The organism is Sphingomonas sp. SP5, assembly GCF_058313455.1.
This window is the reverse complement of record NZ_JBZFLF010000002.1, coordinates 108994-134435: the sequence shown is the minus strand read 5'-3', so window position 1 is coordinate 134435 and position 25442 is coordinate 108994. Positions and strand designations below refer to the sequence as shown.

The 25442-nt window shown below is 68.3% G+C and carries 28 protein-coding genes; 18 read left to right on the top strand and 10 right to left on the bottom strand.

Annotated features, from left to right (window positions below):
- Positions 1 to 55: 55 nt before the first annotated feature.
- From AC4GY7_RS04405 to AC4GY7_RS04395, 3 genes are all read left to right on the top strand, one after another.
- The gene (locus AC4GY7_RS04405) at positions 56 to 2584 is read left to right on the top strand and encodes a penicillin-binding protein 1A (protein ID WP_491112183.1); all 2529 of its coding nucleotides are present in this window, start codon (positions 56 to 58) and stop codon (positions 2582 to 2584) included.
- 117 nt (positions 2585 to 2701) lie between these two features.
- Positions 2702 to 3829 (top strand): peptide chain release factor 2, encoded by a 1128-nt coding sequence (gene prfB / locus AC4GY7_RS04400; RefSeq protein ID WP_491112182.1) that lies wholly within the window; start codon positions 2702 to 2704, stop codon positions 3827 to 3829.
- On the top strand, positions 3826 to 4557 hold the full coding sequence (locus tag AC4GY7_RS04395; RefSeq protein WP_443584979.1) for a class I SAM-dependent methyltransferase: 732 nt from the start codon (positions 3826 to 3828) through the stop codon (positions 4555 to 4557). The genes prfB and AC4GY7_RS04395 overlap by 4 nt, the downstream gene beginning before the upstream one ends.
- 432 nt (positions 4558 to 4989) lie before the next feature.
- Here AC4GY7_RS04395 and dnaN read toward each other — a convergent pair whose 3' ends face one another.
- Together dnaN and AC4GY7_RS04385 are read right to left on the bottom strand one after the other, a co-directional pair.
- Entirely contained in the window at positions 4990 to 6105 is a 1116-nt protein-coding gene (dnaN, locus tag AC4GY7_RS04390) for a DNA polymerase III subunit beta (RefSeq protein ID WP_491112181.1), read from the bottom strand.
- 119 nt (positions 6106 to 6224) lie between these two features.
- A complete protein-coding gene (locus AC4GY7_RS04385) occupies positions 6225 to 6827 on the bottom strand; it encodes an outer membrane protein (protein ID WP_491112180.1) in 603 nt (200 codons plus the stop codon).
- Positions 6828 to 6960: 133 nt separating this feature from the next.
- On the opposite strand from AC4GY7_RS04385, the gene AC4GY7_RS04380 reads away from it, so the two are divergent.
- The 4 genes from AC4GY7_RS04380 to AC4GY7_RS04365 are packed head-to-tail and all read left to right on the top strand — an operon-like array spanning position 6961 to position 10135.
- The gene (locus AC4GY7_RS04380) at positions 6961 to 7620 is read left to right on the top strand and encodes a histidine phosphatase family protein (RefSeq protein ID WP_491112179.1); all 660 of its coding nucleotides are present in this window, start codon (positions 6961 to 6963) and stop codon (positions 7618 to 7620) included.
- Entirely contained in the window at positions 7617 to 8126 is a 510-nt protein-coding gene (locus AC4GY7_RS04375; protein WP_491112178.1) for a hypothetical protein, read from the top strand. The genes AC4GY7_RS04380 and AC4GY7_RS04375 overlap by 4 nt, the downstream gene beginning before the upstream one ends.
- A gap of 56 nt (positions 8127 to 8182) precedes the next feature.
- Positions 8183 to 9367: a dual-specificity RNA methyltransferase RlmN gene (gene rlmN / locus AC4GY7_RS04370; protein WP_491112177.1), complete on the top strand. Its 1185-nt coding sequence runs from the start codon at positions 8183 to 8185 to the stop codon at positions 9365 to 9367.
- Positions 9368 to 9376: 9 nt separating this feature from the next.
- The gene (locus AC4GY7_RS04365; protein WP_443584973.1) at positions 9377 to 10135 is read left to right on the top strand and encodes a sulfite exporter TauE/SafE family protein; all 759 of its coding nucleotides are present in this window, start codon (positions 9377 to 9379) and stop codon (positions 10133 to 10135) included.
- A gap of 92 nt (positions 10136 to 10227) precedes the next feature.
- On the opposite strand, the gene AC4GY7_RS04360 is transcribed toward AC4GY7_RS04365, so the two are convergent.
- On the bottom strand, positions 10228 to 10845 hold the full coding sequence (locus AC4GY7_RS04360; protein WP_491112176.1) for a flavin reductase family protein: 618 nt from the start codon (positions 10843 to 10845) through the stop codon (positions 10228 to 10230).
- A gap of 26 nt (positions 10846 to 10871) precedes the next feature.
- Between AC4GY7_RS04360 and AC4GY7_RS04355 the strand changes: the two genes are divergently transcribed.
- The 3 genes from AC4GY7_RS04355 to AC4GY7_RS04345 are packed head-to-tail and all read left to right on the top strand — an operon-like array spanning position 10872 to position 13563.
- Positions 10872 to 11573 carry a cytochrome b/b6 domain-containing protein gene (locus AC4GY7_RS04355; protein ID WP_491112175.1) on the top strand — a complete coding sequence of 234 codons (702 nt, stop codon included), beginning with the start codon at positions 10872 to 10874 and terminating at the stop codon, positions 11571 to 11573.
- The gene (locus tag AC4GY7_RS04350) at positions 11570 to 12316 is read left to right on the top strand and encodes a molybdopterin-dependent oxidoreductase (RefSeq protein ID WP_491112174.1); all 747 of its coding nucleotides are present in this window, start codon (positions 11570 to 11572) and stop codon (positions 12314 to 12316) included. Before AC4GY7_RS04355 ends, AC4GY7_RS04350 begins: the two co-directional genes overlap by 4 nt.
- Positions 12317 to 12333: 17 nt before the next feature.
- On the top strand, positions 12334 to 13563 hold the full coding sequence (locus AC4GY7_RS04345) for a class I SAM-dependent methyltransferase (protein WP_491112173.1): 1230 nt from the start codon (positions 12334 to 12336) through the stop codon (positions 13561 to 13563).
- 153 nt (positions 13564 to 13716) lie between these two features.
- Here the strand turns inward: AC4GY7_RS04345 and AC4GY7_RS04340 are convergent, their stop codons facing one another.
- Positions 13717 to 14124, bottom strand: coding sequence for an EF-hand domain-containing protein (locus AC4GY7_RS04340; protein ID WP_491112172.1), 408 nt, complete (start codon positions 14122 to 14124; stop codon positions 13717 to 13719).
- A 132-nt stretch (positions 14125 to 14256) separates the two neighbouring features.
- On the opposite strand from AC4GY7_RS04340, the gene AC4GY7_RS04335 reads away from it, so the two are divergent.
- The 3 genes from AC4GY7_RS04335 (at position 14257) to AC4GY7_RS04325 (ending at position 18947) form a co-directional block, all read left to right on the top strand.
- Positions 14257 to 15471, top strand: a complete 1215-nt coding sequence (locus AC4GY7_RS04335; protein WP_491112171.1) for an argininosuccinate synthase — start codon at positions 14257 to 14259, stop codon at positions 15469 to 15471.
- Positions 15472 to 15590: 119 nt separating this feature from the next.
- On the top strand, positions 15591 to 17318 hold the full coding sequence (locus tag AC4GY7_RS04330) for a hypothetical protein (RefSeq protein ID WP_491112170.1): 1728 nt from the start codon (positions 15591 to 15593) through the stop codon (positions 17316 to 17318).
- 9 nt (positions 17319 to 17327) lie between these two features.
- Entirely contained in the window at positions 17328 to 18947 is a 1620-nt protein-coding gene (locus AC4GY7_RS04325) for a hypothetical protein (protein WP_491112169.1), read from the top strand.
- Here the strand turns inward: AC4GY7_RS04325 and AC4GY7_RS04320 are convergent.
- The 4 genes from AC4GY7_RS04320 to AC4GY7_RS04305 all read right to left on the bottom strand — a co-directional run bounded on the left by AC4GY7_RS04320 (position 18922) and on the right by AC4GY7_RS04305 (position 21578).
- Positions 18922 to 20070 (bottom strand): GNAT family N-acetyltransferase, encoded by a 1149-nt coding sequence (locus AC4GY7_RS04320; protein ID WP_491112168.1) that lies wholly within the window; start codon positions 20068 to 20070, stop codon positions 18922 to 18924. The genes AC4GY7_RS04325 and AC4GY7_RS04320 overlap by 26 nt on opposite strands.
- A gap of 76 nt (positions 20071 to 20146) precedes the next feature.
- A complete protein-coding gene (locus AC4GY7_RS04315) occupies positions 20147 to 20611 on the bottom strand; it encodes a RidA family protein (RefSeq protein ID WP_491112167.1) in 465 nt (154 codons plus the stop codon).
- Positions 20612 to 20679: 68 nt separating this feature from the next.
- The gene (locus AC4GY7_RS04310; protein ID WP_491112166.1) at positions 20680 to 21306 is read right to left on the bottom strand and encodes an HAD family hydrolase; all 627 of its coding nucleotides are present in this window, start codon (positions 21304 to 21306) and stop codon (positions 20680 to 20682) included.
- A complete protein-coding gene (locus tag AC4GY7_RS04305; protein ID WP_491112165.1) occupies positions 21303 to 21578 on the bottom strand; it encodes a DUF3572 domain-containing protein in 276 nt (91 codons plus the stop codon). Before AC4GY7_RS04305 ends, AC4GY7_RS04310 begins: the two co-directional genes overlap by 4 nt.
- Positions 21579 to 21619: 41 nt before the next feature.
- On the opposite strand from AC4GY7_RS04305, the gene AC4GY7_RS04300 reads away from it, so the two are divergent.
- Complete coding sequence (locus AC4GY7_RS04300; RefSeq protein ID WP_443584960.1) at positions 21620 to 21982, top strand: response regulator; 363 nt, start codon at positions 21620 to 21622, stop codon at positions 21980 to 21982.
- Positions 21983 to 22471: 489 nt separating this feature from the next.
- Here AC4GY7_RS04300 and rpmG read toward each other — a convergent pair whose 3' ends face one another.
- Positions 22472 to 22639: a 50S ribosomal protein L33 gene (rpmG, locus tag AC4GY7_RS04295; RefSeq protein WP_017977469.1), complete on the bottom strand. Its 168-nt coding sequence runs from the start codon at positions 22637 to 22639 to the stop codon at positions 22472 to 22474.
- 178 nt (positions 22640 to 22817) lie between these two features.
- On the opposite strand from rpmG, the gene AC4GY7_RS04290 reads away from it, so the two are divergent.
- From AC4GY7_RS04290 to AC4GY7_RS04275, 4 genes are all read left to right on the top strand, one after another.
- Positions 22818 to 23153 carry a hypothetical protein gene (locus AC4GY7_RS04290; RefSeq protein WP_491112164.1) on the top strand — a complete coding sequence of 112 codons (336 nt, stop codon included), beginning with the start codon at positions 22818 to 22820 and terminating at the stop codon, positions 23151 to 23153.
- 13 nt (positions 23154 to 23166) lie between these two features.
- Positions 23167 to 23733, top strand: coding sequence for a TMEM165/GDT1 family protein (locus tag AC4GY7_RS04285; protein WP_491112163.1), 567 nt, complete (start codon positions 23167 to 23169; stop codon positions 23731 to 23733).
- Positions 23734 to 23832: 99 nt separating this feature from the next.
- Entirely contained in the window at positions 23833 to 24324 is a 492-nt protein-coding gene (locus tag AC4GY7_RS04280) for a Dps family protein (protein ID WP_491112162.1), read from the top strand.
- Positions 24325 to 24392: 68 nt separating this feature from the next.
- Positions 24393 to 24578, top strand: a complete 186-nt coding sequence (locus tag AC4GY7_RS04275) for a DUF1328 family protein (RefSeq protein WP_443584956.1) — start codon at positions 24393 to 24395, stop codon at positions 24576 to 24578.
- Between the two features lie 4 nt (positions 24579 to 24582).
- Here AC4GY7_RS04275 and AC4GY7_RS04270 read toward each other — a convergent pair whose 3' ends face one another.
- On the bottom strand, positions 24583 to 25425 hold the full coding sequence (locus tag AC4GY7_RS04270; protein ID WP_491112161.1) for a metallophosphoesterase: 843 nt from the start codon (positions 25423 to 25425) through the stop codon (positions 24583 to 24585).
- Positions 25426 to 25442: the final 17 nt, after the last annotated feature.

The window sequence follows — 25442 nt, the reverse complement described above, 5'->3', positions numbered from 1 at the left end:
CGGGGGCTGAGGCTGGCAACCGCGCCCGAACCTGCTACACGCAGCCCCCAGTATCATGGCGTCCGAAGCACCCCGCACCACCCGTTTCACCGTCTTCCGCGAGCGCGGTGGCGTCCGCGGCCTTGCCCGGCGCGCGTGGGGGCGGTGGTGGGTGAAGGGGCTGGCGATCCTCGCCGTGCTCGCCGCCATCGCCTATGCGGTTCTGTGGCTGACGATCCTGCGCGGCCTCCCCTCGGTCGATCAACTGCGTACCTACGAACCGCCGCTGCCGACCAACGTGCGCGGCGCCGACGGCACGCCGATCCAGTCCTATGCCCGCGAGCGGCGCGTCGAGCTGTCCTTCTCCGAATATCCGCCGCTGCTGGTCCGCGCCTTCCTGGCGGCCGAGGACAAGACCTTCTTCGAGCACCACGGCGTCGACTATCCGGGCCTCGGCGGCGCGGTGATCGATTACGTTCGCAAGTTCGGCAGTGGCCGCCGCGCCAAGGGCGGATCGACCATCACCCAGCAGGTCGCCAAGAACCTGCTGATCGGCAACGAATATTCGCCGACGCGCAAATTGAAGGAGGCGATCCTCGCCTATAAGATCGAGGATACGCTGACCAAGCCGCAGATCCTGGAGCTGTACCTCAACCAGATCGCGCTCGGCCGCAACGCGTTCGGCGTCGAGGCGGCGAGCCACGCCTATTTCGACAAGGAACTGGACGAGCTCGATCTTGCCCAGCTCGCCTATCTCGCCATCCTGCCCAAGGGGCCGTCGAACTACGATCCCGTCCGCCATGCCGATCGCGCGATGACGCGGCGCAACTATGTGCTCGGCGAGATGCTGCGCAACGGCTTCATCACGCAAGCGCAGCACGATCAGGCGGTCGCGGAACCGCTCGGCACGATCCTGCGGCGGACGCCCAAGTTCGAGCGGGTCGGCGGCTATTTCGTCGAAGAGGTGCGCCGCCAGCTGATCGACAAGTTCGGCGAAACCGATCGCGACGGGCCGTACAGCGTCTATGCCGGCGGGCTTTGGGTACGGACCAGCCTTGACACGCGATTGCAGGACCTCGCGGCGCAGGCGCTGCGCGATGGCCTGTTGCGCTACGATCGCGGCCGTGGCTGGTCCGGCCCGTTGCGCCGCGTCGACCTAGGTGCCGATTCTACTGGTAACGGCAATTGGCTGCAGCCGCTGCTCAACACCAACATCGGGCTCGACTACAGCGACTGGCGTGCCGCCATCGTCATCGGGCGCGACGGCAGCGCCTGGAGCCTGGGCTTCGCCGACGGCAAGACCGGCACGCTGCCGCGCTGGGGCGCGCAGATGCCGGTGCGGGGCAAGGGCGGCACCGCCTTTGCGGCGATCAAGCCGGGCGACGTCATCGCGGTCGCGCCCGAGGGCGATGCCTATGCGCTGCGTTCGGTGCCCAAGATCTCCGGCGGCTTCGTCGTCGAGGAGCCGGCGACCGGGCGCATCCTGGCGATGCAGGGCGGCTTCGACAGCCGGTTGCAGGCGTTCAACCGTGCGACGCAGGCACTGCGCCAGCCGGGGTCGACGATCAAGCCGATCGTCTATTCCGCCGCGCTTGAAAACGGCATGTCGCCCGCCTCGATCATCATCGACGGTCCGTTCTGCGTCTATCAGGGCGCTCGCCTGGGCAACAAATGCTTCCGCAATTTCGGCGGCTCGCGCGGCGCCGGGCCGCATACGATGCGCTGGGGGATCGAACAGTCGCGCAACCTGATGACCGTCCGCGCCGCCGCCACCACCGGCATGCCCAAGGTGGTCGACGTGATGAAGCGCATGGGCGTCGGCGACTATCAGCCCTATCTCGCCAATGCGCTCGGCGCCGGCGTCACCACCGTCACCCGCATGGTCAACGCCTATGCGACGCTCGCCAACCAGGGCCGTGCCCATGCGCCGACGCTGATCGACTTCGTGCAGGACCGCCACGGCAAGGTTATCCTGCCGGAGAACTGGCGCGCTTGCGACGGCTGCAACGCGCGCGACTGGAACGGTAAGGCGATGCCCCGCCCCGGCGACCGCACCCGCCAGGCGATCGACGCGATGACCGCCTACCAGATGGTGCACATCACCGAAGGCGTCATCCAGCGCGGCACCGCCACCGTGCTGCGCGATCTCGACCGGCCGATGATGGGCAAGACGGGCACCACCACCGGCCCGACCGACGTGTGGTTCATCGGCGGCACGCCGCAGTTCATCGGCGGCCTCTACGTCGGTTACGACACGCCCTCGAACCTCGGCGGCTATGCGCAGGGCGGCACCTTCGCGGCGCCGATCTTCAAGGAATTCGCGGTCAAGGCCTATGAGGGGCTGGAGAAGGTGCCGTTCCGCGCGCCCGCCGGCATCCGCATGGTGCGGATCGATCGCGGCAGCGGACGGCCGGTCTACGGCACCTTCCCCACGGATACCGATCCCAAGGCCGCGGTGATCTGGGAAGCGTTCAAGCCGCAGAGCGAGCCGCGCCGCGCGATCCGCCGCGGCCCGGCGCCGGCCGCCGCGCCCACCACTGCCGCCAAGCCGACGCAGGCACCGCGCGACAGCGACTTCTTGCAAAGGGAAGGCGGAATCTACTAGCGCCGTCCCTACATACGTCATGCCAGCGCCAAGCTGGCATCTTTCGCCGCCAAGCCCGCCCTTGCGGCTCGAGATGCCGGCCTTCGCCGGCATGACGGACACTTTGGAGAATATACGATGCGCGCCGAAGCGCAGTCCCACGTCGACAGCATCAAAGAGGCGCTGGCGCTGCTGCGCCGGTTCCTCGATTGGGACCGTGCGCTCCGCCGTCTCGACGAGCTCAACGCCCGGGTCGAGGACCAGGCGCTGTGGAACGATCCCAAGGCCGCGCAGGAGGTCATGCGCGAGCGTCGTCGCCTGGATGAGGCGATCACCGCGACCCGCGCGATCCAGTCGGAACTCGACGACACCGTCGAACTGATCGAGATGGCCGAGGCCGAAGGCGACACCGCGATGGAGGCGGAGGGCGTCGAGGCGCTCGCCGCGCTCGCGCAAAAGGCCGATCACGACAAGATCCAGGCGCTGCTCGCCGGCGAGGCCGACGCCAACGACACCTATATCGAGATCAACTCCGGCGCCGGCGGCACCGAGAGCCAGGACTGGGCGGGCATGCTGCAGCGCATGTACACGCGCTGGGCGGAGCGCCGCGGCATGAAGGTCGAACTGATCGACTATCACGCCGGCGAACAGGCCGGGATCAAGTCGGCGACGCTGCTGGTTAAGGGCGAGAACGCCTATGGCTATGCCAAGACCGAAAGCGGCGTCCACCGGCTGGTCCGCATCAGCCCCTACGACAGCGCCGCCCGCCGCCACACCAGCTTCTCGAGCGTGTGGGTCTATCCGGTGATCGACGACAATATCGAGGTCGAATATAACGAGAGCGACCTGCGCATCGATACCTATCGTGCGTCGGGCGCCGGCGGGCAGCACATCAACACCACCGATTCGGCCGTTCGCATCACCCACATACCGACCGGCATCGTCGTGCAGTGCCAGAACCAGCGGTCGCAGCACAAGAACAAGGCGGAGGCGTACAACCAGCTGCGCGCACGCCTGTACGAGCGCGAACTCGCGATTCGCGAACAGGCCGCCAACGCCGAGAACGCGACCAAGACCGATATCGGTTGGGGCCACCAGATCCGCTCCTACGTCCTCCAGCCGTATCAGCTGGTGAAGGACCTGCGCACCGGCACGACCTCGACGGCGCCCGGCGACGTGCTCGACGGCGCGCTCGATCCGTTCATGGCGGCGGCGCTGTCGCAGCGGGTGACCGGCGAAAAGGTCGAGGTGGAGGACGTCGATTGAGACTCGTCCGGGCCCTCTCCCTTGCCGCCTGCGCCGGGCTGACGCTCGGGGCGAGCGCGTGCGACGGGTCCAAGCCGCTCATCAAGCGCGACGAGAAGCCGCCGCAGTTTCCCGCCGCCGATCGCCCGGTCGCGCATATCGTCTCGTCGCGCTGGTCTAACGAAGAGGCGCGCGACCGGCTCAACGAAGCGTCGGAGGTGATGAACAAGGCGGGCATCGCCAAGGGGATGACCGTCGCCGACATCGGGGCGGGCGAAGGCTATTATACCATCCGTCTCGCCCAGCGCGTCGGCAAGACCGGCCGGGTGCTGGCGGAGGACATCGTCGCCGGAGTCCGCGACACGCTGGCCGAACGCGTCGCGCGCGAGGACCTGGAGAACGTCTCGGTACGCCTTGGCGCGCCGGCCGATCCCAAGCTGCCGCCGGCAAGCTTCGACCGGGTGCTGATGGTGCATATGTACCACGAGATCGCGCAGCCCTACGAATTCCTCTGGCGGATGCGCCCCTCGCTGAAGCCCGACGGACTGGTGGTCGTGGTCGACGCCAACCGGCAGACGCAGAACCACGGCACGCCGCCAGCCCTGCTGCGCTGCGAGTTCGAGGCGGTAGGGTATCGCCAGGTCGCGATGACCGACATGCCCTCGGCCGGCGGCTATATGGCAACCTTCCAGGCCGTCGGCCCGCGGCCGGAGCCGGAGGCGATCAAGCCCTGCGTGCTGAAGGACTGACGTCTACGGGCGAATGACGCGCGTGCCGTTCATGCTGCATGGGGCGGAGGGCCGCGTTTCGACGGGCGGTCCGCTGGTGGCGAGGTGCCCTTCGACAAGCTCAGGGCAAACGGGTCACGGGTAACTGCTCGATGCTCCAAAGCGGGTCAAGTGTCATCGCTCGAGACTCCAAAGCGGATCAAGTGTGATCGCATGAGGCTCTAAAATCGGCCCAGTGTGGTCGCTCGGCACTCCAAGACGGGCGGACTGAGTGCGCGCGACACTCCAACGACGACAGCACCCTAACCCGCTCGTGCTGAGCCTGTCGAAGCACAGGTGAGACTCAGGCGCTTCGACACGCTCTCGCCGAACCATGAATCGCGTGCGGTCCTACAGGCCGCGCCTTTTGCCATAGCAAAGAGGCCAGCCACCGCGGCGCCAGCCCCCTCCCCGTCAGACGCGCATCGGCATCAGCACGTACAGCGCCGGCGCCTTGTCGTTCTCGCGGATCAGGGTTGGCGCGGCGGCGTCGTTGAGGTGGACCTCCACCACGTCGCCGTCGATCTGGCCGAGGATGTCGAGCAGGTAGCGGCTGTTGAAGCCGATTTCGAACGGCATGGCGGCATAATCGCCCGGCACCTCTTCGGCGGCGGTGCCGTTTTCGGGGCTGGTCACCGACAGCGTGATCTTGTCGCGATCCAGTGCCATCTTCACCGCGCGGGTCTTTTCCGTCGCGATCGTCGACACGCGGTCGACGCCCTCTTCGAAGCTGCGCGGATCGAGCTTCAGGATCTTGTCGTTTGCGGTCGGGATGACGCGCGAATAATCGGGGAAGGTGCCGTCGATCAGCTTGCTGGTGAGGATCGCCTGGCCCAGGTCGAAGCGGATCTTGGTGCCCGACAGCGACACGCCGACCGATCCGTCGACCTCGTCGAGCAGCTTGCGCAATTCGCCGACGCATTTGCGCGGCACGATCACATCGGGCATCCCCGCCGCGCCTTCCGGCCGCGGCAGCGTGACGCGGGCGAGGCGGTGGCCGTCGGTCGCCGCCGCCTTCAGCGTCGGTTCGCTGGCGTCGTCCTGCACGTGGAGGAAGATGCCGTTGAGGTAATAGCGGGTTTCCTCGGTCGAAATGGCGAAACGCGTCTTGTCGATGATCTGCTTCAGCGTGTCGGCCGGGATCTCGAACTGCGTCGGCAGCTCGCCCTCGGCAATGACCGGGAAGTCGTCACGCGGCAGCGTGCCGAGGCTGAAGCGCGCGCGCCCGGCGACGATGGTCATCCGCCCTTCCGCCGCGGTCAGCTGCACCTGGCTGCCGTCGGGCAGTTTCCTCGCGATGTCGAACAGCGTGTGCGCCGACACGGTGGTGGAGCCCGGCTGATCGACCGCCGCCGCGACCGATTCGTTGATCTGCAGGTCGAGGTCCGTCGCCATCAGCCGCAGCTGCCCCTCGGCGGTCGCCTCCAGCAACACGTTCGACAGGATCGGAATGGTATTGCGCCGCTCCACCACGGACTGGACATGGCTCAGCCCCTTGAGGAGCGTTGCGCGTTCGATCGTCGCCTTCATGGATTCTAACCCCCGTCCCCCGAGTCCGGGGCGTGTTCACCGACAGTCCTACCCACGAAAAAGGGGTCGGAGCAAGCACCCCGACCCCTCGGACGACTCCGGTTAACAGCTGGTTAGGATCAGAAGCGCATTCCGACGCCTGCCACCAGCTGGTGGCGGTCGGCATCGATATCGTAGCTGCTCACCGAACCGTTGGCACGGCCGTAGTTCGAATAGCGGTATTCACCCTTGATGTAGGTGCTCGCACCGATCTGGTGCTCCAGGCCGGCACCGAGACGGAAACCGTCGAGATCGGTGTGATCGCGCGTGCTGGTGGTGCCGATGTCGTAACGCGTCTCGACGCGGGCGTTGGTGTAGCCGCCCTTGGCATAGGCCATGGTGGTCGGGTTGAGCGGGAAGCCGACGCGCGCGCCGACATACAGGTCGCGGCCCATGCCGACGCGGAAGCGGTCGCCCGACGTGATGAGATTGTTGGTGTTTGTGTCGGCGGTCGAGCCGGTCAGCTCGCCTTCGGCGCCGACGACCAGGTTGTTGAGCTGCACGTCATAGCCGACCGCGCCGCCGTAGACGAAGCCGTCGGTCTTGTCGTGGCCGTCGCGCAGCGCGTCGTAGCCGGCGACGCCTTCGATGCGCAGGCCGGTGAAGGGCGCGCCGGCGGTCTGCGCGAGGGCGGGCGTGGCGAGCGTGCCGGCGGCGAGCGCGGCGAGAATGAGGGTACGCATAAGCAACTCCGTAACTGACACCCCGACGGCAGGGCGTGCGGCTCCAATGGTCGATGCGCGCCGGCGTTGCATGAACCTCAGCTAAACACGGAAAACCGTTGCTTTTGCGCCACAGCGCCCCGACACCGGCCGGATGACGCCGCCCCCCGCCCCGCCCGCCCCGCCCCTCCGCAAGGGCCGCGACTTCATCGCCCGGCATGGCGAGACGGTGTTCAACGCCGCCGCGCGGCTACAGGGCGACCATCCGCACACCCCGCTCACCCGCGCCGGCTTCGCCCAGGCCGAGGAGATGGGGTGGGCGCTGCGCACGACCCTGGGGCCGGCACCGGCGCTGACGCTCTGGGCCTCGCCGACCGGGCGGGCGCTCCAGACGCTGGCGGTGATCGCCGAACATCTCGAACGCGACTGGCACGGCACGCAGACCGACCCGCGGCTCGTCGAGATCGGCATGGGCAGCTGGGGCGGGCGCTATTATGCCGAGGTGATCGACGCGGTCGGCCCCGTGGTGACGCCGGAGGGGCTGCTCCGCCCCGCCCCGGATGGCGAGGATTATCGCGCCATCGCCAGCCGCGTGTCGGGCTGGCTGGCGGACACCGCGGACGATGACGGCGATCGCCTCGTCATCATGCACGGCATCTCCAGCCGGGTGTTGCGCGGCGTGATGACGGGCACGCCTCCCCATCCTGAATGGGGCGCGCCGATCGCCGCCGGGCTGCCGCAAGGGTCGCTGGTGATGATCGAGCGCGGCGTGGAGACGGTGATCCACCGCGGCACCGGCGGCGGGCCGGCGTGACGGCGTGGCTGGCCGCGGCACTGGCGCTGGCCGCGCCTGCGCCGGCGGCACCCGGCGCGCGCGCGACGCTCGGCGTCTTCAAGAGCTGGGGCGCATTTCGTGATGCGAGCCCGCGCCGCTGCTATGCCATCGCCCGGCCGGTCATGGCCGGCGGGCGCCGCTCCGGCTGGGCCAGCGTCGCGACCTGGCCGGGCCGCGGCCTCGCCGCCTCGCTGCACATCCGCCTCTCACGCCCGCGCGACCGCGCCGCGCCGGTGACGCTGACCGTGGGCGAACGGCGCTTCGAACTGGTCGCCAACGGCCTCGACGCCTGGGCCGCCGACGCCCCCAGCGACCGCGCCATCGTTGCCGCGCTGCGCTCCGCCCGCAGCATGAGCGTCGAGGCCGTCGCCGCAGGAGGCCGCCCCTTCGCCGACGTCTACCCCCTCCCCGGCGCCGCCACCGCAATCGACGCGGCGACGCTGGCGTGTGCCAGGGTCGGTGCTGGAGCCAGCGAGGCGGGATAGAAATACGGCCGGTTTGCCGCTATATGCGCGCGATGCTCGACAGCGTTGCCCCGCCCATGCCCATTCCGGGCCATATCGATCCCGTGCCCGTTCCCCGCGTGCCGTCGCTGCGTGCCGATGGGCGGATCGACCTCATCGGCCTCGGCAAGGACGCCCTGCGCGAGACGTTGCTGGAGGCCGGCATGGAGCCGCGCCAAGCGAAGCTACGCGCCAAGCAGATCTGGCACTGGCTCTACAACCGCGGCGCGACCGAATTCGCGCAGATGACCGATATCGCCAAGGCGCAGCACCCGTGGCTGGAGCAGCGCTTCGTCATCGGCCGGCCGGAGGTGGTCGAGGCGCAGGTGTCGACCGACGGCACGCGCAAATGGCTGCTCCGCTCGCCCGACGGGCAGGATTACGAGGCGGTGTTCATCCCCGACGCCGATCGCGGCACGCTGTGCGTGTCGAGCCAGGTCGGCTGCACGCTCAACTGCCGCTTCTGCCACACCGGCACGATGCGCCTCGTCCGCAACCTGACCGCGGGCGAGATCGTCGGCCAGGTGATGCTGGCGCGCGATGCCCTGGGCGAATGGCCGAGCCAGCCGGAGGGGCGCATGCTCACCAATATCGTGATGATGGGCATGGGCGAACCGCTCTACAATTTCGACCATGTCCGCGATGCGTTGAAGCTGGTGATGGACGGCGATGGCCTGGCGCTCTCCAAGCGGCGCATCACGCTGTCGACCAGCGGCGTCGTGCCGATGATGGCGCGCGCGGGCGAAGAGATCGGCGTCAACCTCGCGGTATCGCTGCACGCCGTCACCAAGGAGGTGCGCGACGAAATCGTGCCGCTGAACAAAAAATACGGCATCGAGGAGCTGTTGCAGGCCTGCGCCGACTATCCGGGCGCCAACAACGCGCGGCGCATCACGTTCGAATATGTGATGCTGAAGGACAAGAACGATTCGGACGAGGAGGCGCATGAGCTCGTCCGGCTGCTGCGCAAGTACAAGCTGCCCGCCAAGGTCAATCTGATCCCGTTCAACCCCTGGCCAGGCGCGCCCTATGACACCTCGACGCCGGAGCGGGTGCGGCGGTTCAGCGACATCATCTTCGAAGGCGGCATCTCGGCGCCGGTGCGCACCCCGCGCGGCCGCGATATCGACGCCGCCTGCGGGCAGCTCAAGACCGCTGCCGAAAAGAAGAGCCGGGCGCAGATGGATCGCGAAGCTGCCGAAAAGATGGCCGCGCTTGGCTGATCGCGTCTTGTGACGGACTGGGCGGCGCTCGCGCTCGCCGCGGGCGCGGGCGTGCTCGGCGGGGGGATGAATGCGCTGGCGGGCGGCGGATCGTTCGCGACAATGCCGACGCTGATCGCATTGGGCCTGCCCTCCACCGTCGCCAATGCGACCAGCAACGTCGCGGTGCAGCCCGGCGCGGTGGCGAGCGCCTGGGCTTATCGCGGCGGGCTCGCCCCGATCGGCGGCGTCTCGGTGCGGGCGCTGTCGGCGATCACCTTCACCGGCGGGCTGGCCGGCAGCCTGCTGCTGGCGTGGACGCCGGCGCGTGCGTTCGACGTGATCGTCCCCTGGCTGCTGCTCGCCGCGACGATCGCCATCGCGCTCGGCCGGCATGCGTCGGACTGGCTGAGCACGCGCTTTGCCGCCGGACCGCGCTCGATCGCGGCGGGCCAGGCGCTGCTCGGCATCTACGGCGGCTATTTCGGTGGCGGCATCGGCATGATGCTGACCGCCTTGTGGGGCTTGCTGACCGGCGCCTCTCCGGCGTCGCTCGCCGCGCCGCGGACGCTGATGCTGGCGGTGGCGAACAGCGCGGCGACGATCGTGTTCGTCATGTCGGGCATGGTCGCCTGGGCGCTGTGCCTGCCGATGATGGCGGGATCGATCGTCGGCGGCTGGCTCGGCGCGCTGGTCGGGCGGCGGCTGCCCGCCGGGGTCATCCGCGGGTGGACGCTGCTGGTGACGGTGGTGACGACGATCGTGTTCTTCTGGCGGGCGTACGGGTGACACGCCGCACAACCACCGTTCGTGCTCAGCCTGTCGAAGCACGGTGAGACCCACGCCCTTCGACAAGCTCAAGGCAAACGGAGGGAAACCCCTTACCCCGGCCGCCGCATCCGAAACAGGTCGCCCTCGCCAACCTCGAAATAATCCGCCGGGCCGCCGCCGCGCAGGATCGGGCGGGCGCGGGCGGTCTGGTAGACGCCGCCGTCCAGCATGGCGGTGTCGATGTGGATGCCGACCGCCTCGCCGATCACCAGCCATTGGTCGAGGTCGCGCCCCTCGCGGGTCTTGAGGCGGATCAGCTGGGTCAGCTTGCATTCGAACGCCGCCGGGCTCGCCGCGACCCGCTCGGGCCGGACCAGCCGCGAGGGCGCCGTCGCGAGGCCGGCGAGGTCGAATTCATCGACCTCGGCGCCCACCGTGGCGGAGGTCGCGTTCATCGCCTCGGCCAGGTCGCGCGTCGCGAGGTTCCAGACGAACTCACCCGTCGCGGCGATATTGGCGACGCTGTCCTTCCACCCCATCGACGAAAAGCCGATCAGGGGCGGCGTGTAGTTGAGCAGGTTGAAGAAGCTGTAGGGCGCGATGTTGCGCACGCCCGTCGCCGATACGCTGCTGATCCAGCCGATCGGCCGCGGCGCGACCATCGCGTTGAGTGGATCGTGCGGCAGGCGATGGCCGGCGTGCGGTTCGTAGAAATGCCATTCGGTCATGGCCATGTTCCTGCTACATCCGCGGCATGAACCCAAGCCCCGGCACCTCCGTCTACCGTCACGCGCTGGCGACGCGCCTGTGGCATTGGGTCAATGCCGTCGCGGTGTTCGTGCTGATCGGCAGCGGGCTCGGCATCTCCAACGCGCATCCGCGCCTCTATTGGGGGCGCTACGGCGCGAACTTCGATCATGCCTGGGCGCAGCTGCCGCGGTTTCCGGCGTGGATCACAATTCCCGCGAACTACAATCTGGCGCTGTCGCGACGCTGGCACCTGTTCTTCGCCCTGGTGCTCGCCTTCGGCCTGCTCGCCTTTCTGGTCGCGAGCCTCGTCAATCGCCACGTCAGGCGGCTGCGGCTGACCCGCGCCGACGTCAGCGCCCGCCATCTGGCGGAGGACGTGCGCGATCACTGGAACTTCCGCTTCCACGACCCCGACGATCCCGGCGCCTACAACAGCTTGCAGAAATGGAGCTACATCCTCGTCCTGTTCGTCATGCTGCCGGTGATGATCTTCACCGGCCTTGCGCTGTCGCCCGGTATGGATGCGGCATGGCCGTGGCTGCTGGAAATCTTCGGCGGGCGGCAATCGGCGCGGTCGATCCACTTCATCACCTGCGCCGCATTGGGCGGCTTCGTGGTGATCCATCTCGCGCTCGTCATCCTGGCGGGTGCGGTTAACGAGGTCCGCTCGATGCTGACCGGCCACTGGCGGGAGCCGCGCGCATGATCCTGCCCCGCCGCTCCCTGCTCGCCGGCGGCGCCGGCCTGCTGCTCGCCGGCTGCGACAAGGTGGTCGCCAACCCGCAGGCACGCAAGATCCTGTTCGCGGGCGAGGATATGCACATGGGGCTCCAGCGCGCGCTGCTCGACCGCGGCGCGCTCGCCCCCGAATTCACTCGCGAGCAGATGTCGCCGATCTTCCGCGCCAACGGCACGCGCGATCCCGGCACGCCCGCCTATGCCGCGATGGTGGCGGACGGCTTCGCCAGCTATCGCCTGACGGTCGACGGCCTCGTCGACCGGCCGCTGTCGCTGAGCCTTGCCCAACTTGCCGGGATGCCGGCGCGCTCACAGATCACCCGCCACGACTGCGTCGAGGGGTGGAGCGCGATCGGCCAGTGGCAGGGGCCGATGCTGGGCACGGTGCTGCATGCGGCGGGCATGCGGCGTTCGGCGCGCTACGTCGTCTTCACCTGCGCCGACCTCTACAATGGCCAGCCCTATTATGAATCGATCGATACGGTCGACGCCTTCCACCCGCAGACCATCCTGGCGCTCAAGATGAACGGCGCCCGCCTCACCGTGCCGCATGGTGCGCCGGTGCGGCTGCGCGTCGAGCGCCAGCTGGGCTACAAACATGCCAAATACGTCACCGGCATCCGCGCCGTCGCCGATCTTGCCGCCATCGGCCGGGGGAAAGGCGGCTATTGGGAAGACGTTGTCGATTACGATTGGTATGCCGGCATCTAGGTGATTAGAGCGTCGCCATGGCGCTGATCGATATGTTCCTCAGCCGCGCCGTGAAGCGTGGCCAACTCACCCTCCACCGTCCCGGCAAGCCGCCCGCGACCTTCGGCACGCCCGATCCCGCATACGGCCATATCACCATCCGCTTCGCCGACCGCGGCGTCGCCGCACGCATCGTCCGCAACCCGGCACTGGCGGCGGGCGAGATGTACATGGACGGGCGGCTGACCGTCGATGGCGACGACATCATGGGCCTCGTGCGCCTGATGAAGCGCAACAACGCGTTCGAGCGCGGCCAGAATGCGCTCAAGCCCTCCGCCTTCGTGCGCGGCCTCGGCGCGGTGAAGCACCGGCTCGATCGGATCAACATGGAGCGCCGTTCGAAGAAGAACGTCGCGCACCATTACGATCTGTCGGCGCGGCTCTACGATCTGTTCCTCGACGCCGACAAGCAATACAGCTGCGCTTACTATACCGATCCCGACAATGCGCTCGAACAGGCGCAGTCGGACAAGCTTGCGCATATCGCCGCCAAGCTGGCGATCCGGCCGGGGATGCGCATCCTCGACATCGGCTGCGGCTGGGGCGGGATGGCGCTATACCTCAACAAGCATTTCGGCTGCGAGGTGCTGGGCGTCACGCTGTCGGAAGAACAGCTGAAGATCGCACGCGAACGCGCCGCCGCGGCGGGCGTCGCCGACCGGGTGAGGTTCGAGCTGATCGACTATCGCCGGGTGGAGGGCCGCTTCGACCGCATCGTCTCGGTCGGCATGTTCGAGCATGTCGGGCCGCCGCAATACCGCACCTTCTTCCGCAAATGCCGCGACCTGCTGACCGACGACGGCGTGATGCTGCTACACACGATCGGCCGGTTGGGACCGCCGAGCGTCACCGACGACTGGACGACCAAATATATCTTCCCCGGCGGCTACAATCCCGCGCTGTCGGAAGTGATTGCGGCCTTCGAGGGCCTGCGCCTGTTCCTCACCGACGTCGAGGTGCTGCGGCTCCACTACGCCTATACGTTGCACGAATGGTATCGCCGCACGCTGGCCGCGAAGGATGCGATCATCGCGCTCTACGACGAGCGCTTCTACCGGATGTGGACCTTCTACCTCGCCGGCGCCGCCAACGCCTTCGAGAATGGTGGGCTGGTCAATTTCCAGATCCAGTTCAGCCGCAGCCGCACCGAACTGCCGATCACCCGCGATTACATGATCGACGGCGAGCGGGCGCTCAGGGGGCGGTAGGGCGTCGCTCTCCGTCCCCTTCAACCGTCATCCCCGCGCAGGCGGGGATCCATAATCACGACGGCTGGAGATGGAGCCGATAGTCCTGCGACTATGGATCCCCGCCTGCGCGGGGATGACTACGGTTAGGGTCAGGACCGTAACAACCGGCACTTACCGCCCCTTCGGCGCTCCGGCACCTGCCGGCGGCCCGACCACGGCGGCACGCGCGGCGGCGCGTTCCTCCAGGCTGACGACGCCGTCATGGTTGGTATCGTAGCGCGAGGCGAGCGCACGGAAGAGGCCCTGCATCTCGATCGGCGAGACCTTGCCGTCGTGATTGGCGTCGGCGGTGTTGAAGAAGGCGCCGGCGATCGCCTTGGCCTTGCCCGGCGCCATCTTCTGCTTGCCGACGTCCATCCGGTCGACGCGCGCCTCCACCTCCGCACGGCTGAGGAAACCGTCGTGATTGAGATCGGATTTGTCGAATTCCGCGCGCAGCTTGGGGTCCACCTTGTCCGCGGCGAGGGCGGGCGTGGCGAGCAGGAACAGCGGCAACAGGGCAAGCGAGGGGCGGACCATGACGTCTCCGATGGATCGATGTGCGGGTGGTGGTAAAGCCGCCCCCCTAAACCCGCGGTGAACGCAGACGTTGCGCCTCGGGCCGCAGCGGCCTAGTGGCGCGGCCATTCTCCCTTGTTCAAGGATGCTGCCGTGGCCGATCAGATCAACCGTGTCGTTCTCGCCTATTCGGGCGGGCTGGATACGAGCGTGATCCTGAAATGGCTGCAACAGACGTACAATTGCGAGGTCGTGACCTTCACCGCCGACCTGGGCCAGGGCGAGGAGCTGGAGCCCGCGCGCAAGAAGGCGGAGATGGCGGGCGTCAAGCCGGAGCATATCTTCATCGACGACCTGCGCGAGGAATTCGTGCGCGATTACGTCTTCCCGATGATGCGCTCCAACGCGCTGTACGAGGGGCTGTACCTGCTCGGCACCTCGATCGCGCGGCCTCTGATCGCCAAGCGTCAGATCGAGATCGCCAAAATGGTCGGCGCCGACGCGGTCAGCCACGGCGCGACCGGCAAGGGCAACGACCAGGTCCGTTTCGAGCTCGGCTATTACGCGCTGAACCCGGACATCAAGGTCATCGCCCCGTGGCGCGAATGGGACCTCACTAGTCGCACCCGGCTGATCGAGTTCGCGGAACAGCACCAGATCCCGGTCGCCAAGGACAAGCGGGGCGAATCGCCCTTCTCGACCGATGCCAACCTTCTCCACACCTCGTCGGAGGGCAAGGTGCTGGAGGACCCGTGGCAGGAGGTGCCGGATTACGTCTACAGCCGCACCGTCAACCCGGAGGATGCGCCCGACCAGCCGGAATATATCACGATCGATTTCGAACGTGGCGACGGCGTCGCGCTGAACGGCGAGGCGACCAGCCCGGCGACGCTGCTGACCAAGCTCAACGAACTCGGCCGTCGCCACGGCATCGGCCGGCTCGACCTCGTCGAGAACCGCTTCGTCGGCATGAAGAGCCGCGGCATGTATGAAACGCCGGGCGGCACCATCTATCACCTCGCGCATCGCGGCATCGAGCAGATCACGCTCGACCGCGGCGCCGCGCACCTCAAGGACGAGCTGGCACCGCGCTATGCCGAGCTGATCTACAACGGCTTCTGGTTCAGCCCCGAGCGCGAAATGCTGCAGGCGGCGATCGACCACAGTCAGGCGAACGTGTCCGGCACCGTCCGCCTCAAGCTCTACAAGGGCGGCGTGTACGTGGTCGGTCGCAAGTCGCCCAACAGCCTGTACTCGGAAAAGGTCGTGACCTTCGAGGACGATCAGGGCGCCTACGACCAGCGCGACGCGGCGGGCTTCATCAAGTTGAACGCGTTGCGCCTGCGCCTGCTCGGCCGGCGCGACTGACGCGACGTTCCACTCTGTTTCTTTCCTCGCCTCTCGTAGAGGAACGAGGGAAAAAGGGCCGAGCGGCATGTCGCCGCGCCCTAACGGCGCCTTAATCACGATCGGGTAGGAGGCGGGCGATGACCGCCCGCCTCCGCCACGATGCGCTCGCAGCGCTGATGCTCGCGCTGGTGCTGAGCGTCGTCTGGACGTGGCGCGACTGGACGCAGCTGTCGCTGCTGCATCTGCCCGATACCGACGATGCGATGCGGCTCCAGCAGATCCGCGACTGGCTGGGTAGCCAGCGCTGGAGCGACCTGACCCAGCATCGGCTCGGGCCACCGCCGGGACTGCCCATGCATTGGAGCCGGCTGGTCGATCTGGGGCCGGGGGCGATCATCGCGCTGCTGACGCCCGTTGTGGGCACATCGGCGGCGGAACTGACCGCGGTGCTGCTCTGGCCGGCTTTGCTCTTTGCCGTCGCGCTGCTGCTGGTCGCGCGGATCACGCGTCGGCTTGCCGCGCCCGAGGCGGCACGCACCGCGATGATCGTCGCGGCCCTCGCCTATCCGGCGACGAGCGTGTTCCTGCCGGGGCGGATCGATCATCACAACGTGCAGGTCGTGCTGCTGCTCGCCGCGACGCTGGCCGTGCTGCGCGGCGGTGGCCGCGGCATGGCGCTGGCGGGCGCGTGCGTCGGCACCAGCCTGATCGTCGGGCTGGAGACGATGCCCGCGCTGGCGATCCTGAGCGCGATGGTCGCCGCGCAATGGATCGCGAGCGGCGAGCGACACACCCTACCCGCCTTCGCCGCCGGCCTTGCCGTCATGCTGGGGATCGGACGGGCGGCCTTTGCGAGCGCGGGGTTCGACTATCCCGCCTGCGACGGATTCACGTCCGCCGCCTTCGGCACGGCAGCGGCAGCGGCAGCGGCGGCAGGCGCGATCGGGCTTGCCGGCTATCGCGTCACCGGGCGGGCAGCGCGCGGCATCCTTGCCGCCGCGGTCGGCGTGCCGGTCGTGACGGCGGCCTTGCTGCATGCGTCGCAATGCCTGTCGCCTTACGGGGCGGTCACGCCGGTACTCGACGCACTCTGGCTGTCGCATGTCGAGGAAGCGCAATCGGTCCTGACCGCGGCACCGGCGACGGCGATCGGCTACCTCGGCCTTGCCGTCATCGGCTTGCCGGCGACGCTGTACCGGGTGCGACGGCGGCCCGGTGCCGGCTGGGGGATCGTCGCCCTGCTGCTCGCCGCGACGCTGGCCATCGCCCTCGTCCAACTGCGCGGCGCCTATGCCGCGGCGATGCTGGCGGCGCCGGGCCTGGCCACGATGATTGGAGAGGCGCGAAGGCATGGCGGCTGGCAGGTGGCGGGTGCATGGCTGGCCTCGGCCGGCATGCTCTACCCGCTGGCGGCGGACGCATTGGCGCCGCGGGGCGGCACCACCGTTTTTGGCGACGCCATCCGCGGCGATTGCGCGTCGGCGGCGGCGATGCGCGCGCTGCGGACGCTGGCGCCGGGAACGGTGCTGGCGCCGATCGACGCGGGATCGTGGGTGCTGGCGGCAACGCCGCACCGCGTCGTCGCCGCGCCCTACCACCGCAACACCGCCGGCAATCTCGTCCCCTTCCGCTTCTACGCCGCATCGCCTGCCACAGCGGCGGGGATCGCGGACCGATGGCACGTCGATTACGTGGTGGCCTGCGCCGGCCTGCCCGGCGCCGCCGATCCGCGCAGCATCGCGGCCTCGCTCGGCCGCACCCCGCGCGACGGCGCACCGGCGGGCTTCGTCGCGGTCGCGGTTGCGACGGACGGAGCGACAATCTTTGCGCGAGACCGCTTGTCGTCGGGCGCCCCCAGCCCCTAAGGCAAGGGGATGCAGGGGCATAAGCTGCACTGGTGGCAAACACGGTGGTTCGTGGTCGCGGTGGTGATCGCGACGATGATCCCGTTGCTGTGGCCGGACATCCCGCCGCTGGTCGACCTGCCGGGTCACATGGGGCGCTATCGCGTCCAGCTGGATGGCGCGGCCTATCCCTGGCTTGCCGACTGGTACGATTTCCGCTGGCAGATGATCGGCAACCTCGGTGTCGACCTGTTGATCGAGCCGCTGGCGCCGATCTTCGGCCTGGAACTGGCGGTCAAGCTGATCGTGATGGCGATCCCCGCCCTCATCGTGTCGGGGCTGCTGTGGATCGCGCGTGAGGTGCATGGCCGCATCCCGGCGACCGCGCTCTTCGCGCTGCCGCTCGCCTATAGCTATCCGTTTCAGTTCGGTTTCGTGAACTTCGCGCTGTCGATGGCGCTGGCGCTCAACCTGTTCGCATTGTGGCTGCGGATGGGGCGGCTCGGCAGCGTCCGGCTGCGCGCCGTGCTGTTCGTGCCGCTGTCCTGCGCCCTGTGGATCTGCCACACCTTCGGCTGGGGCGTGCTCGGCATCCTCGCCTTTTCCGCCGAGATGATCCGCCAGCACGACCTCAGGAAGGACCGCAAGAGCGGCCACTGGCTGGAAAGCTGGGTGCGCGCCGGCATCGGCTGCCTGCCGCTCGCCCTGCCCTTCGCCATGATGGTCCTGTGGCGCTCGGGCGACCATGTCACCGGCAACACGATGGACTGGTTCAACTGGCGCGCCAAGGTTGGCTGGGTCATCATGGTGCTGCGCGATCGCTGGATGGCGTTCGACCTCGCGTCCGTCACCGTGCTGTTCGTCATCCTGCTGAAGGGCGTGCGCGACGATCGCGTCGAATATTCGCGCAATCTGCTGCTGTCCGCGCTCTTCCTCACCGCCATCTACCTCCTCCTGCCCAGGATTGTCTTCGGTTCGGCCTATGCCGACATGCGGCTCGCGCCCTTCGCGCTCGCCATCGCGCTGATCGCGCTGCGGCCGAAGCGGGGGCTGTCGTTCCGCGGCGCCTCGACGCTGGCGGCGCTGGGCCTCGCCTTTTTCGGCGTACGGCTGGCGGCGACCACGGTCAGCTATCGGCAGTTCGATCGCGATTACGACCGCGCGCTCACCGCGCTCGACCATGTGCCGCGGGGCGCGCGGCTGCTGACGATGGTCGGCCGCACCTGCCAGGACGCATGGCTCTATTCGCGGCTGGAGCATGCCGCCGGCCTCGCGCTCGAACGCCGCATCGCTTATGCCAACGACCAATGGTCGATGGCCGGCGGGCAGTTGCTGACGGTGCGCTACACCCCCGCCGGCCGCTTCGCGCACGATCCCTCGCAGCTGGTCACCGACCGGCGCTGCCGTGGCGAATGGTGGCGGCCGCTCAGGGTGTCGCTCGCCTATCTGCCGCGCCAGGCGTTCGATTACGTGTGGCTCATCAACCCGCCGCCGGTCGGCGCGGAGTTCCTGACCGGCCTGACGCCGATCTGGCGCAGCGGCGACGACGTGCTTTACCGCATCGACGACCGGACGCCGCCGGCGGTGACGCTGGACCCGTCGCTGCTGCCGCCGCGGCGGGTGCCTATTCGCCTGCCCCGCTTTTCCTGAATGGCGCCAGTTCAGCGAGATAGGCGTGTTCCTCGCTGACCGCCTCGCGCTCGCGCACCAGGAAGTCGGCGACGGCGCGGCGGAAGCCGGCATCGGGCAGGTAATGCGCCGACCAGGTCGGCACCGGAACATAGCCGCGCGCCAGCTTGTGCTCACCCTGCGCGCCGGCCTCCACCGTCTTGAGACCGCGCGCGATGGCGGCGTCGATCGCCTGGTAATAGCAGAGCTCGAAATGGAGGAACGGCACCTCCTCGGTGCAGCCCCAATAGCGCCCGTAGAGCGTCTCCGCGCCGATCAGGTTGAGCGCCCCCGCGATCGGCCGCCCGTCACGCTCGGCGAGGATCAGCAGCACCTTGTCCCCCATCGCCTCACCCAGCAGCGGGAAGAAGCGTCGCGTCAGATACGGCCGGCCCCATTTACGGCTGCCGGTATCCTGGTAAAAGGTCCAGAAGGCATCCCAATGCTCATCGCAGATCTCGGCGCCCGACAGGTGCCGGATGGTCAGCCCTTCGACGGCGGCGGCGCGTTCCTTGCGGATCGCCTTGCGCTTGCGGCTGGCGAGCGCGCCGAGGAAATCGTCGAAGCTCGCATAGCCCTGGTTGGCCCAATGGAATTGTGTCCCCTCGCGAATCAGCCAGCCCGCCTGTTCGAACAGCGGCACCTGATCGGGCTTGACAAAGGTCGCATGCGCGGAGGACAGGCCATGCTGATCGGTCACCGCCTCCAGCGCCGCGATCAGCGCCGGCGCGGCGGCTGGGTCGCGCAGCAGCAGCCGCGGCCCCGGCACCGGGCTGAACGGCGCGGCCACCTGAAGCTTGGGATAATAAGCGCCGCCGGCCCGCTCCCACGCGTCCGCCCAGGCATGGTCGAAGACGTATTCGCCCTGGCTGTGGCTCTTGGCATAGGCCGGCGCGATGGCGGCCGGACGGCCATCGGCGCCATCGACGACGATCGGAATCGGCTGCCAACCGGAGCGCCCGCCGGTGCTGCCCGATTCCTCCAGCGCGGCGAGGAAGGCGTGGCTGACGAAGGGATTGGCGGTGCCGGCGCAGGCATCCCATTGGTCGGCGGGAATGGCACGAACGCCATCGACGAGGCGGGCGGCGACGGGGGTAGAGGTCATCGCCGCCGATATAGGCACACCGCGGGCGTTTGCGGAGGGCTCAAGACGGGGTTCGCGCAGAGGCGCTCAGCGCGTCTCAGGCGAGTTCGATGATCGCATCGACCTCCACCGCCGCGCCGAGCGGCAGCACCGGCACGCCGACGGCGCTGCGCGCATGCTTGCCGGCATCGCCGAACAGCGCGACCATCAGTTCGGACGCGCCGTTGGCGACCTTCGGCTGGTCGGTGAAGTCGCCGTGGCTGTTGACGAACACGCCCAGCTTCACGATCCGCTTGATCCGCGACAGGTCGCCGCCGAGATGCTTCTTGACCTGCGCGACGATCATCAGGCCGCACAGCCGCGCGGCCTCCTGCCCGTCTTCCAGCGACACGCCGTCGCCCACCCGCCCGGTGACCAGCTGGCCGTCCTTGAACGGCAGCTGCCCTGACAGGTGCAGCATCCCGCCCGCCTCGACCACCGGCACATAGGCCGCGACGGGCGCCGCCGCCTCCGGCAGGGTCAGGCCGAGTTCCTCGAGCTTGCGGTCGACATGCGTGGTCATGGACAGTCCTTCTGGATGATGACGGCGCTGTAGAGCATCCCCCGCCCCGCGCAAACCGGGTGCAATGCTTATCCCGCCGCGGCGACGCCGCCCGCGAAGCGCGCCTCGATCCAGTCCGACGCCTCGCGCCAGTTGTCGATCCGCGCATGCGCGTGCGGAGCCTTGGGCACGCTCGGCGCCAGCGAGGGTTCGGACACCATGTGCAGGCGATGGACGCCGGGTGCATGGCGCGCGACCGATTCGTGGTGAACGGCCAGATCGTCGACGAACACCGTCACCGGATCGCCGTGCTCCGCCACCAGCCGGGCGACCGGTTCGCCTTTGCCGCCCTGGTTGCACTCGACGCGATGCCGGATGCCGAAGCGGGCCAATTGCTCGATGCGGGCGGTCCGGCATGCGTCGGTCAGGTTGGTAAGGATCACGATGTCGGCCCGTTCGGCGAGTCGCGCCAGCGCCTCGGCGGCGTGCGGCACCAGCGTCTGCCGGTGCATCTCGCCCGGGAAGAAGCCGCCGAGCATCGCCCACATCTGTTCGCGCGTCGGCACCTCGCCGGTATCGCGGTGGCGCATGGAATTGGCGAAATCGGCGCCGTCGGGGGTGAAATCGATCGCGTGCGTCTCACCCAGCCAGGCGCCGAAATGCGTCACCATGTGCAGCAGCACTTCATCGCAATCGGAAATCAGCAGCGGCTTCATCGGGCCTCCAGGGTCTGGCGGGCGCGCGGCAGCGCCTCGGGGGGAACGCCCAGCGCATCGGCGCAGGCGATAAGATCGGGTTCGTACGATTCGAGATAGCCGATCACTGCGGCCAGCACCGCCGGTTCGGCGGCGCGGGCGCGCAGGTCGTCGGGGTAGAGGCCGGTGACGGCGACCAGCCGGTCGGCCCGCGCCGGCTCGGCCAGCGTCCACACCAGCGCATGCAGCGCCAGCGTTTCCGGGTCGGGGATGTTTGTATCGCGCGCGCGCATTGCCTATCGTCCCTGCAATCGGAAAAGGATCGGTGACGCACGTGGCGAAACGGGTGCTCGTTGTCGAGGACAACGAACTCAATCTGAAGCTGTTCTGCGACCTGCTGCGCGCCCACGATTTCGTGGCGGAGCCGGTGCGCGACGGGCGCGAGGCGGTGGCACGGGCGCGTGAATTCCGCCCCGACCTCATCATCATGGACATCCAGATGCCGCACGTCACCGGCTATGAGCTGATCCTCGAACTGATGGCGGACGACGACTTGCGGACCATCCCGGTCATGGCGGTGACCGCCTATGCCGGCCGCGACGACGAGGAGCGCATCCGCGCGGCGGGCGCGCGATCCTATGTGTCGAAGCCGATCAGCCTCGCCCGCTTCATGGACGCGGTGACCGCGCTGCTCTGACCCGGAAAACGAAAGACGCCCTGCCGAGCGATGAAGCTCCGACAGGGCGCCGCGCGCTCCCAGACCCCTGCCCCCCGAGAGAGGCTGAGTGCTGCAAGCGGAATTCATAACGCAGGTTGGCCGCGGCTGGTTCCGGACGACCGGCACCACCGGTCGCCAGCGACGCGCGTCCGGTGGATCACGATGGGTCGCGATGCGTCCGAACGCACCGTTCGACGCCACAAAAACCAAGGGCGGCATCCTCCGCGAGGAGGATACCGCCCTTGATCCGTAGTGACGCGATACAGGGCGACCGGGGGAATCCGGCCGCCGAAATCTGCTATGACGCGCGAACATGAACGCAATATGGCCGAACCTAGCCCGGCCCAAGGCAGATCACCCAGTGCCTTGCGATGTCACGCGCGCACGCGAAGAGCCGCCGGCGCGGAGTGCACCAGCGGCTCTGCGTGAAGCCGTGCAGACGCGGCGCTGGTCGCGCCGCAGCCCTGCTTACTTGATCTTGGCTTCCTTGAACTCGACGTGCTTGCGCACGACCGGGTCGTACTTGCTGAAGCTCAGCTTCTCGGTCTTCGTGCGCGGGTTCTTCTTGGTGACGTAGAAGAAGCCGGTGTCGGCGGTGCTGACGAGCTTGATCTTGACGGTAGTCGGCTTGGCCATGAGCCCTAATCCTGAAAACAAGGAGAGCGGCAGCACCAACGCCGCCGCTCGATCAGTCGCGGCGCATGGGGCAGCATCGCCGGAAAGTCAACCGCGCGTTGCCCCAGCGCGGGTTCTTAACCGCCCCCTTACCACTGTCGGCGCACGCTGAACCTCGGAAAAACACATGGAGGGGGTAATGACAGGCAGTCTGGAGGGAGACGGTGAAGGGCTGGCGGCAGTACGCGCCGACCTGGCGGCGCGAATCGCGGCGATCGACGTGCGGGCGCCCTATGCCTTTGCCCGCGACCTCAAGCCCGACATCAACCAGATCCGCCTGATCGCGCATCGCGCCGGCCTGAACCCGGCGGTCACCGTCACGCACTTCGTCGATTCGGCGCTGTCGCGCGGCGAACATGGCGCGCTGGTGCATGGCTGGCTGCGGGTGCTCGGCGATGCGGTGGCGTGCGAGCGGCAGGACGTGCGCGCCTGCGACGCCTTCGCCGCCGCCTGTTCGGTACGGCTGTCCGGCTGATGGTGCCCGGCTGATGGATGCCCTGATGGCGGCGCTGCTCGCCGCTGCGCTGGCGCAGATCGGCGATCGACCCGCATGGCTCGCCGCGATCCTGGCCGACCGCTACCGGGCGCCGGGCGTGGTGATCGCGGGCGCTGCCGTCGCCATCCTCGGTGCAGGCTTGGCCGCGGCCGCAGCCGGGGCCCTGCTCGCGCCGCGCATGACGCCTGAGGCCAAGCAGCTGTTCCTCGCGCTGGCGCTGCTGTTCCAGGGCGGCGGCGCCTGGTTTCCGGTGAAGGCACCCGACCGGCTCGATCGCTGGCGCATCGGCGCCCTGCTGACCAGCCTTGTCGGCCTCTTCATCCTCGCGTTCGGTGACGGCGTGCAGTTCATCGTGATGGCGCTCGCCGCACGCGCGACGTTGCCGTGGCTCGCCGCCGTGGGTGCGATGCTGGGATCGCTCGCGGTGATCGTCCCCGCCGCCGTGCTGGGCGAGGCAAGCTGGACCGCGCTGCCGCTCGCCGTCGCGCGGCGCATCATCGGCACGCTGTTCGTCATCGCCGCACTGTGGCTGGGCCTCGGCGCGATCGGCCTCGTCTGAGCGTCGTCCGATCAGTGTGATCCGCAAATTGCCCGCTGGAAATGGAGCGATTCCATCATCGGATCGTTCCCGCAACGAACCTATTCCAGGAGCAAACCCATGCCCGACCCCAATCCGGCGCTCAGCACGCCGACCGACCTCAGCAACACGCGTTCGGTAGCGGACGCACTCAATGCGTCGCTGGCGGATTGCTATGCGCTGTACCTCAAGACCAAGAACTTCCACTGGCACGTCTCCGGCCCGCATTTCCGCGATTACCACCTGTTGCTCGACGATCAGGCGGCGCAGATCCTCGGCGTGACGGACGCGATCGCGGAGCGGGTGCGCAAGACCGGCAACACGACGTTGCGCTCGATCGGCGACATCAGCCGCCGTCAGTCGATCGCCGACAACGATCAGGATTTCGTCGACGCGCACGCGATGCTCGCAGAGCTGCGCGAGGACAATCTCAAGCTGGTCGAAGGCTTCCGCGTAGTAAAGGACGCGGCCGAAGAGGCCAAAGACAATGCCACCAGCGGCATCGTCGATGAATGGACCGATCAGGCCGAGGAACGCGCCTGGTTCCTGTTCGAGGCCAGCCGCAAGGGCTGACCGCTCTCCGCGGCGGTCAACCCACTGGGGCCGCCGCCCATCGTCTCATCCGCCAGAAAGGACCCGCCATGCTCAAGCTTGCCCTCACTTTCCTCATCATCGGCGTCGTGCTGGGCCTGCTCGGCTTCGGCGGCATCGGCGGCGCCTTCGTCGGCATCGCCAAGATCCTGTTCTTCATCGCGATCGCGCTGTTCCTGCTGTTCCTCGTCATCAGCCTGGTGGCCGGCAAGGCGGTCAAGGACGCGGTCGACTGACGTTTTACCGTGCCGGCGGCCGCATCAGGCCGCCGACGCGCACCAGCCAGATGTCCGGCGGCGCACCGACGCGCACCGGAAGCTCGCTGGTGCCGAGGCCGGCGGTGACGATCGTCACCCGGCCGGGATCGTGGACGATGCCGCAGCGGTAATGCGAATCGGTCACCTCCACGGGTGCGCCGATCAGCGGCAACACCACCTGTCCGCAATGGGTATGCCCCGCGAGCAACAACCGGGTGCGCGGCGGCAGCCGCATGGCGATATCCGGCGAATGCGCGACCATCACGCCGGCGCCATCCAGCATCGCCAGTGCAGCGCTGGTCGGGGCGATCCGCTCGCGATGCGTCGCCGGATCGTCCAGCCCGCCGACGGCGAGTGGCCCGATCGCCTGGGCTTGGTTGACCAGCACCACGACACCGATCCGCCGCAGCATCGCGGCGAGCGGCGCAGGGTCCGTCCAATGGTCGTGGTTGCCGAGCACCGCCACCACGCCCAGCGGCGCCCTCAGCCGCGCCAGAGGCCACTCCAGCAGCGGGATCGCGCGCTCCGCCTCGGCCACGCCTTCCCCCTCGACGAAGTCGCCGGCGATCACCACCAGATCGGGATGCAGCGCATTCACCCTAGCCACGATCCGGGCGAGCCGACCTTCGTCCATCGCCGCGCTTTCCATGTGGATGTCGCTCATCAGCGCGATGGTGATCGGCGGTTTTCCAGCGGGCCAGCCGGGCAGGTTCACCGCCGTACGGCGGATCACCGGATCGGCACGGGCGCCGGCATAGCCCGTCAGCAGCGCGGCACAGAGCAGCAGGACGAGCCCCAGCGCGACGAAAAGGAGACGGCGGATCACGCCGCCGCCCGTAGCGG

Coding starts and splice junctions, on each gene's coding strand:
- AC4GY7_RS04290 (WP_491112164.1), top strand. CDS start 22,818: ATGACAGGCAGTCTGGAGGGAGACGGTGAAGGGCTGGCGGCAGTACGC.
- AC4GY7_RS04275 (WP_443584956.1), top strand. CDS start 24,393: ATGCTCAAGCTTGCCCTCACTTTCCTCATCATCGGCGTCGTGCTGGGC.
- AC4GY7_RS04345 (WP_491112173.1), top strand. CDS start 12,334: ATGGCGCTGATCGATATGTTCCTCAGCCGCGCCGTGAAGCGTGGCCAA.
- rlmN (WP_491112177.1), top strand. CDS start 8,183: ATGCCCATTCCGGGCCATATCGATCCCGTGCCCGTTCCCCGCGTGCCG.
- AC4GY7_RS04340 (WP_491112172.1), bottom strand. CDS start 14,124: ATGGTCCGCCCCTCGCTTGCCCTGTTGCCGCTGTTCCTGCTCGCCACG.
- AC4GY7_RS04360 (WP_491112176.1), bottom strand. CDS start 10,845: ATGACCGAATGGCATTTCTACGAACCGCACGCCGGCCATCGCCTGCCG.
- dnaN (WP_491112181.1), bottom strand. CDS start 6,105: ATGAAGGCGACGATCGAACGCGCAACGCTCCTCAAGGGGCTGAGCCAT.
- prfB (WP_491112182.1), top strand. CDS start 2,702: ATGCGCGCCGAAGCGCAGTCCCACGTCGACAGCATCAAAGAGGCGCTG.
- AC4GY7_RS04350 (WP_491112174.1), top strand. CDS start 11,570: ATGATCCTGCCCCGCCGCTCCCTGCTCGCCGGCGGCGCCGGCCTGCTG.
- AC4GY7_RS04325 (WP_491112169.1), top strand. CDS start 17,328: ATGCAGGGGCATAAGCTGCACTGGTGGCAAACACGGTGGTTCGTGGTC.
- AC4GY7_RS04310 (WP_491112166.1), bottom strand. CDS start 21,306: ATGAAGCCGCTGCTGATTTCCGATTGCGATGAAGTGCTGCTGCACATG.
- AC4GY7_RS04405 (WP_491112183.1), top strand. CDS start 56: ATGGCGTCCGAAGCACCCCGCACCACCCGTTTCACCGTCTTCCGCGAG.
- AC4GY7_RS04320 (WP_491112168.1), bottom strand. CDS start 20,070: ATGACCTCTACCCCCGTCGCCGCCCGCCTCGTCGATGGCGTTCGTGCC.
- AC4GY7_RS04305 (WP_491112165.1), bottom strand. CDS start 21,578: ATGCGCGCGCGCGATACAAACATCCCCGACCCGGAAACGCTGGCGCTG.
- AC4GY7_RS04285 (WP_491112163.1), top strand. CDS start 23,167: ATGGATGCCCTGATGGCGGCGCTGCTCGCCGCTGCGCTGGCGCAGATC.
- AC4GY7_RS04315 (WP_491112167.1), bottom strand. CDS start 20,611: ATGACCACGCATGTCGACCGCAAGCTCGAGGAACTCGGCCTGACCCTG.
- AC4GY7_RS04280 (WP_491112162.1), top strand. CDS start 23,833: ATGCCCGACCCCAATCCGGCGCTCAGCACGCCGACCGACCTCAGCAAC.
- rpmG (WP_017977469.1), bottom strand. CDS start 22,639: ATGGCCAAGCCGACTACCGTCAAGATCAAGCTCGTCAGCACCGCCGAC.
- AC4GY7_RS04385 (WP_491112180.1), bottom strand. CDS start 6,827: ATGCGTACCCTCATTCTCGCCGCGCTCGCCGCCGGCACGCTCGCCACG.
- AC4GY7_RS04330 (WP_491112170.1), top strand. CDS start 15,591: ATGACCGCCCGCCTCCGCCACGATGCGCTCGCAGCGCTGATGCTCGCG.
- AC4GY7_RS04355 (WP_491112175.1), top strand. CDS start 10,872: ATGAACCCAAGCCCCGGCACCTCCGTCTACCGTCACGCGCTGGCGACG.
- AC4GY7_RS04380 (WP_491112179.1), top strand. CDS start 6,961: ATGACGCCGCCCCCCGCCCCGCCCGCCCCGCCCCTCCGCAAGGGCCGC.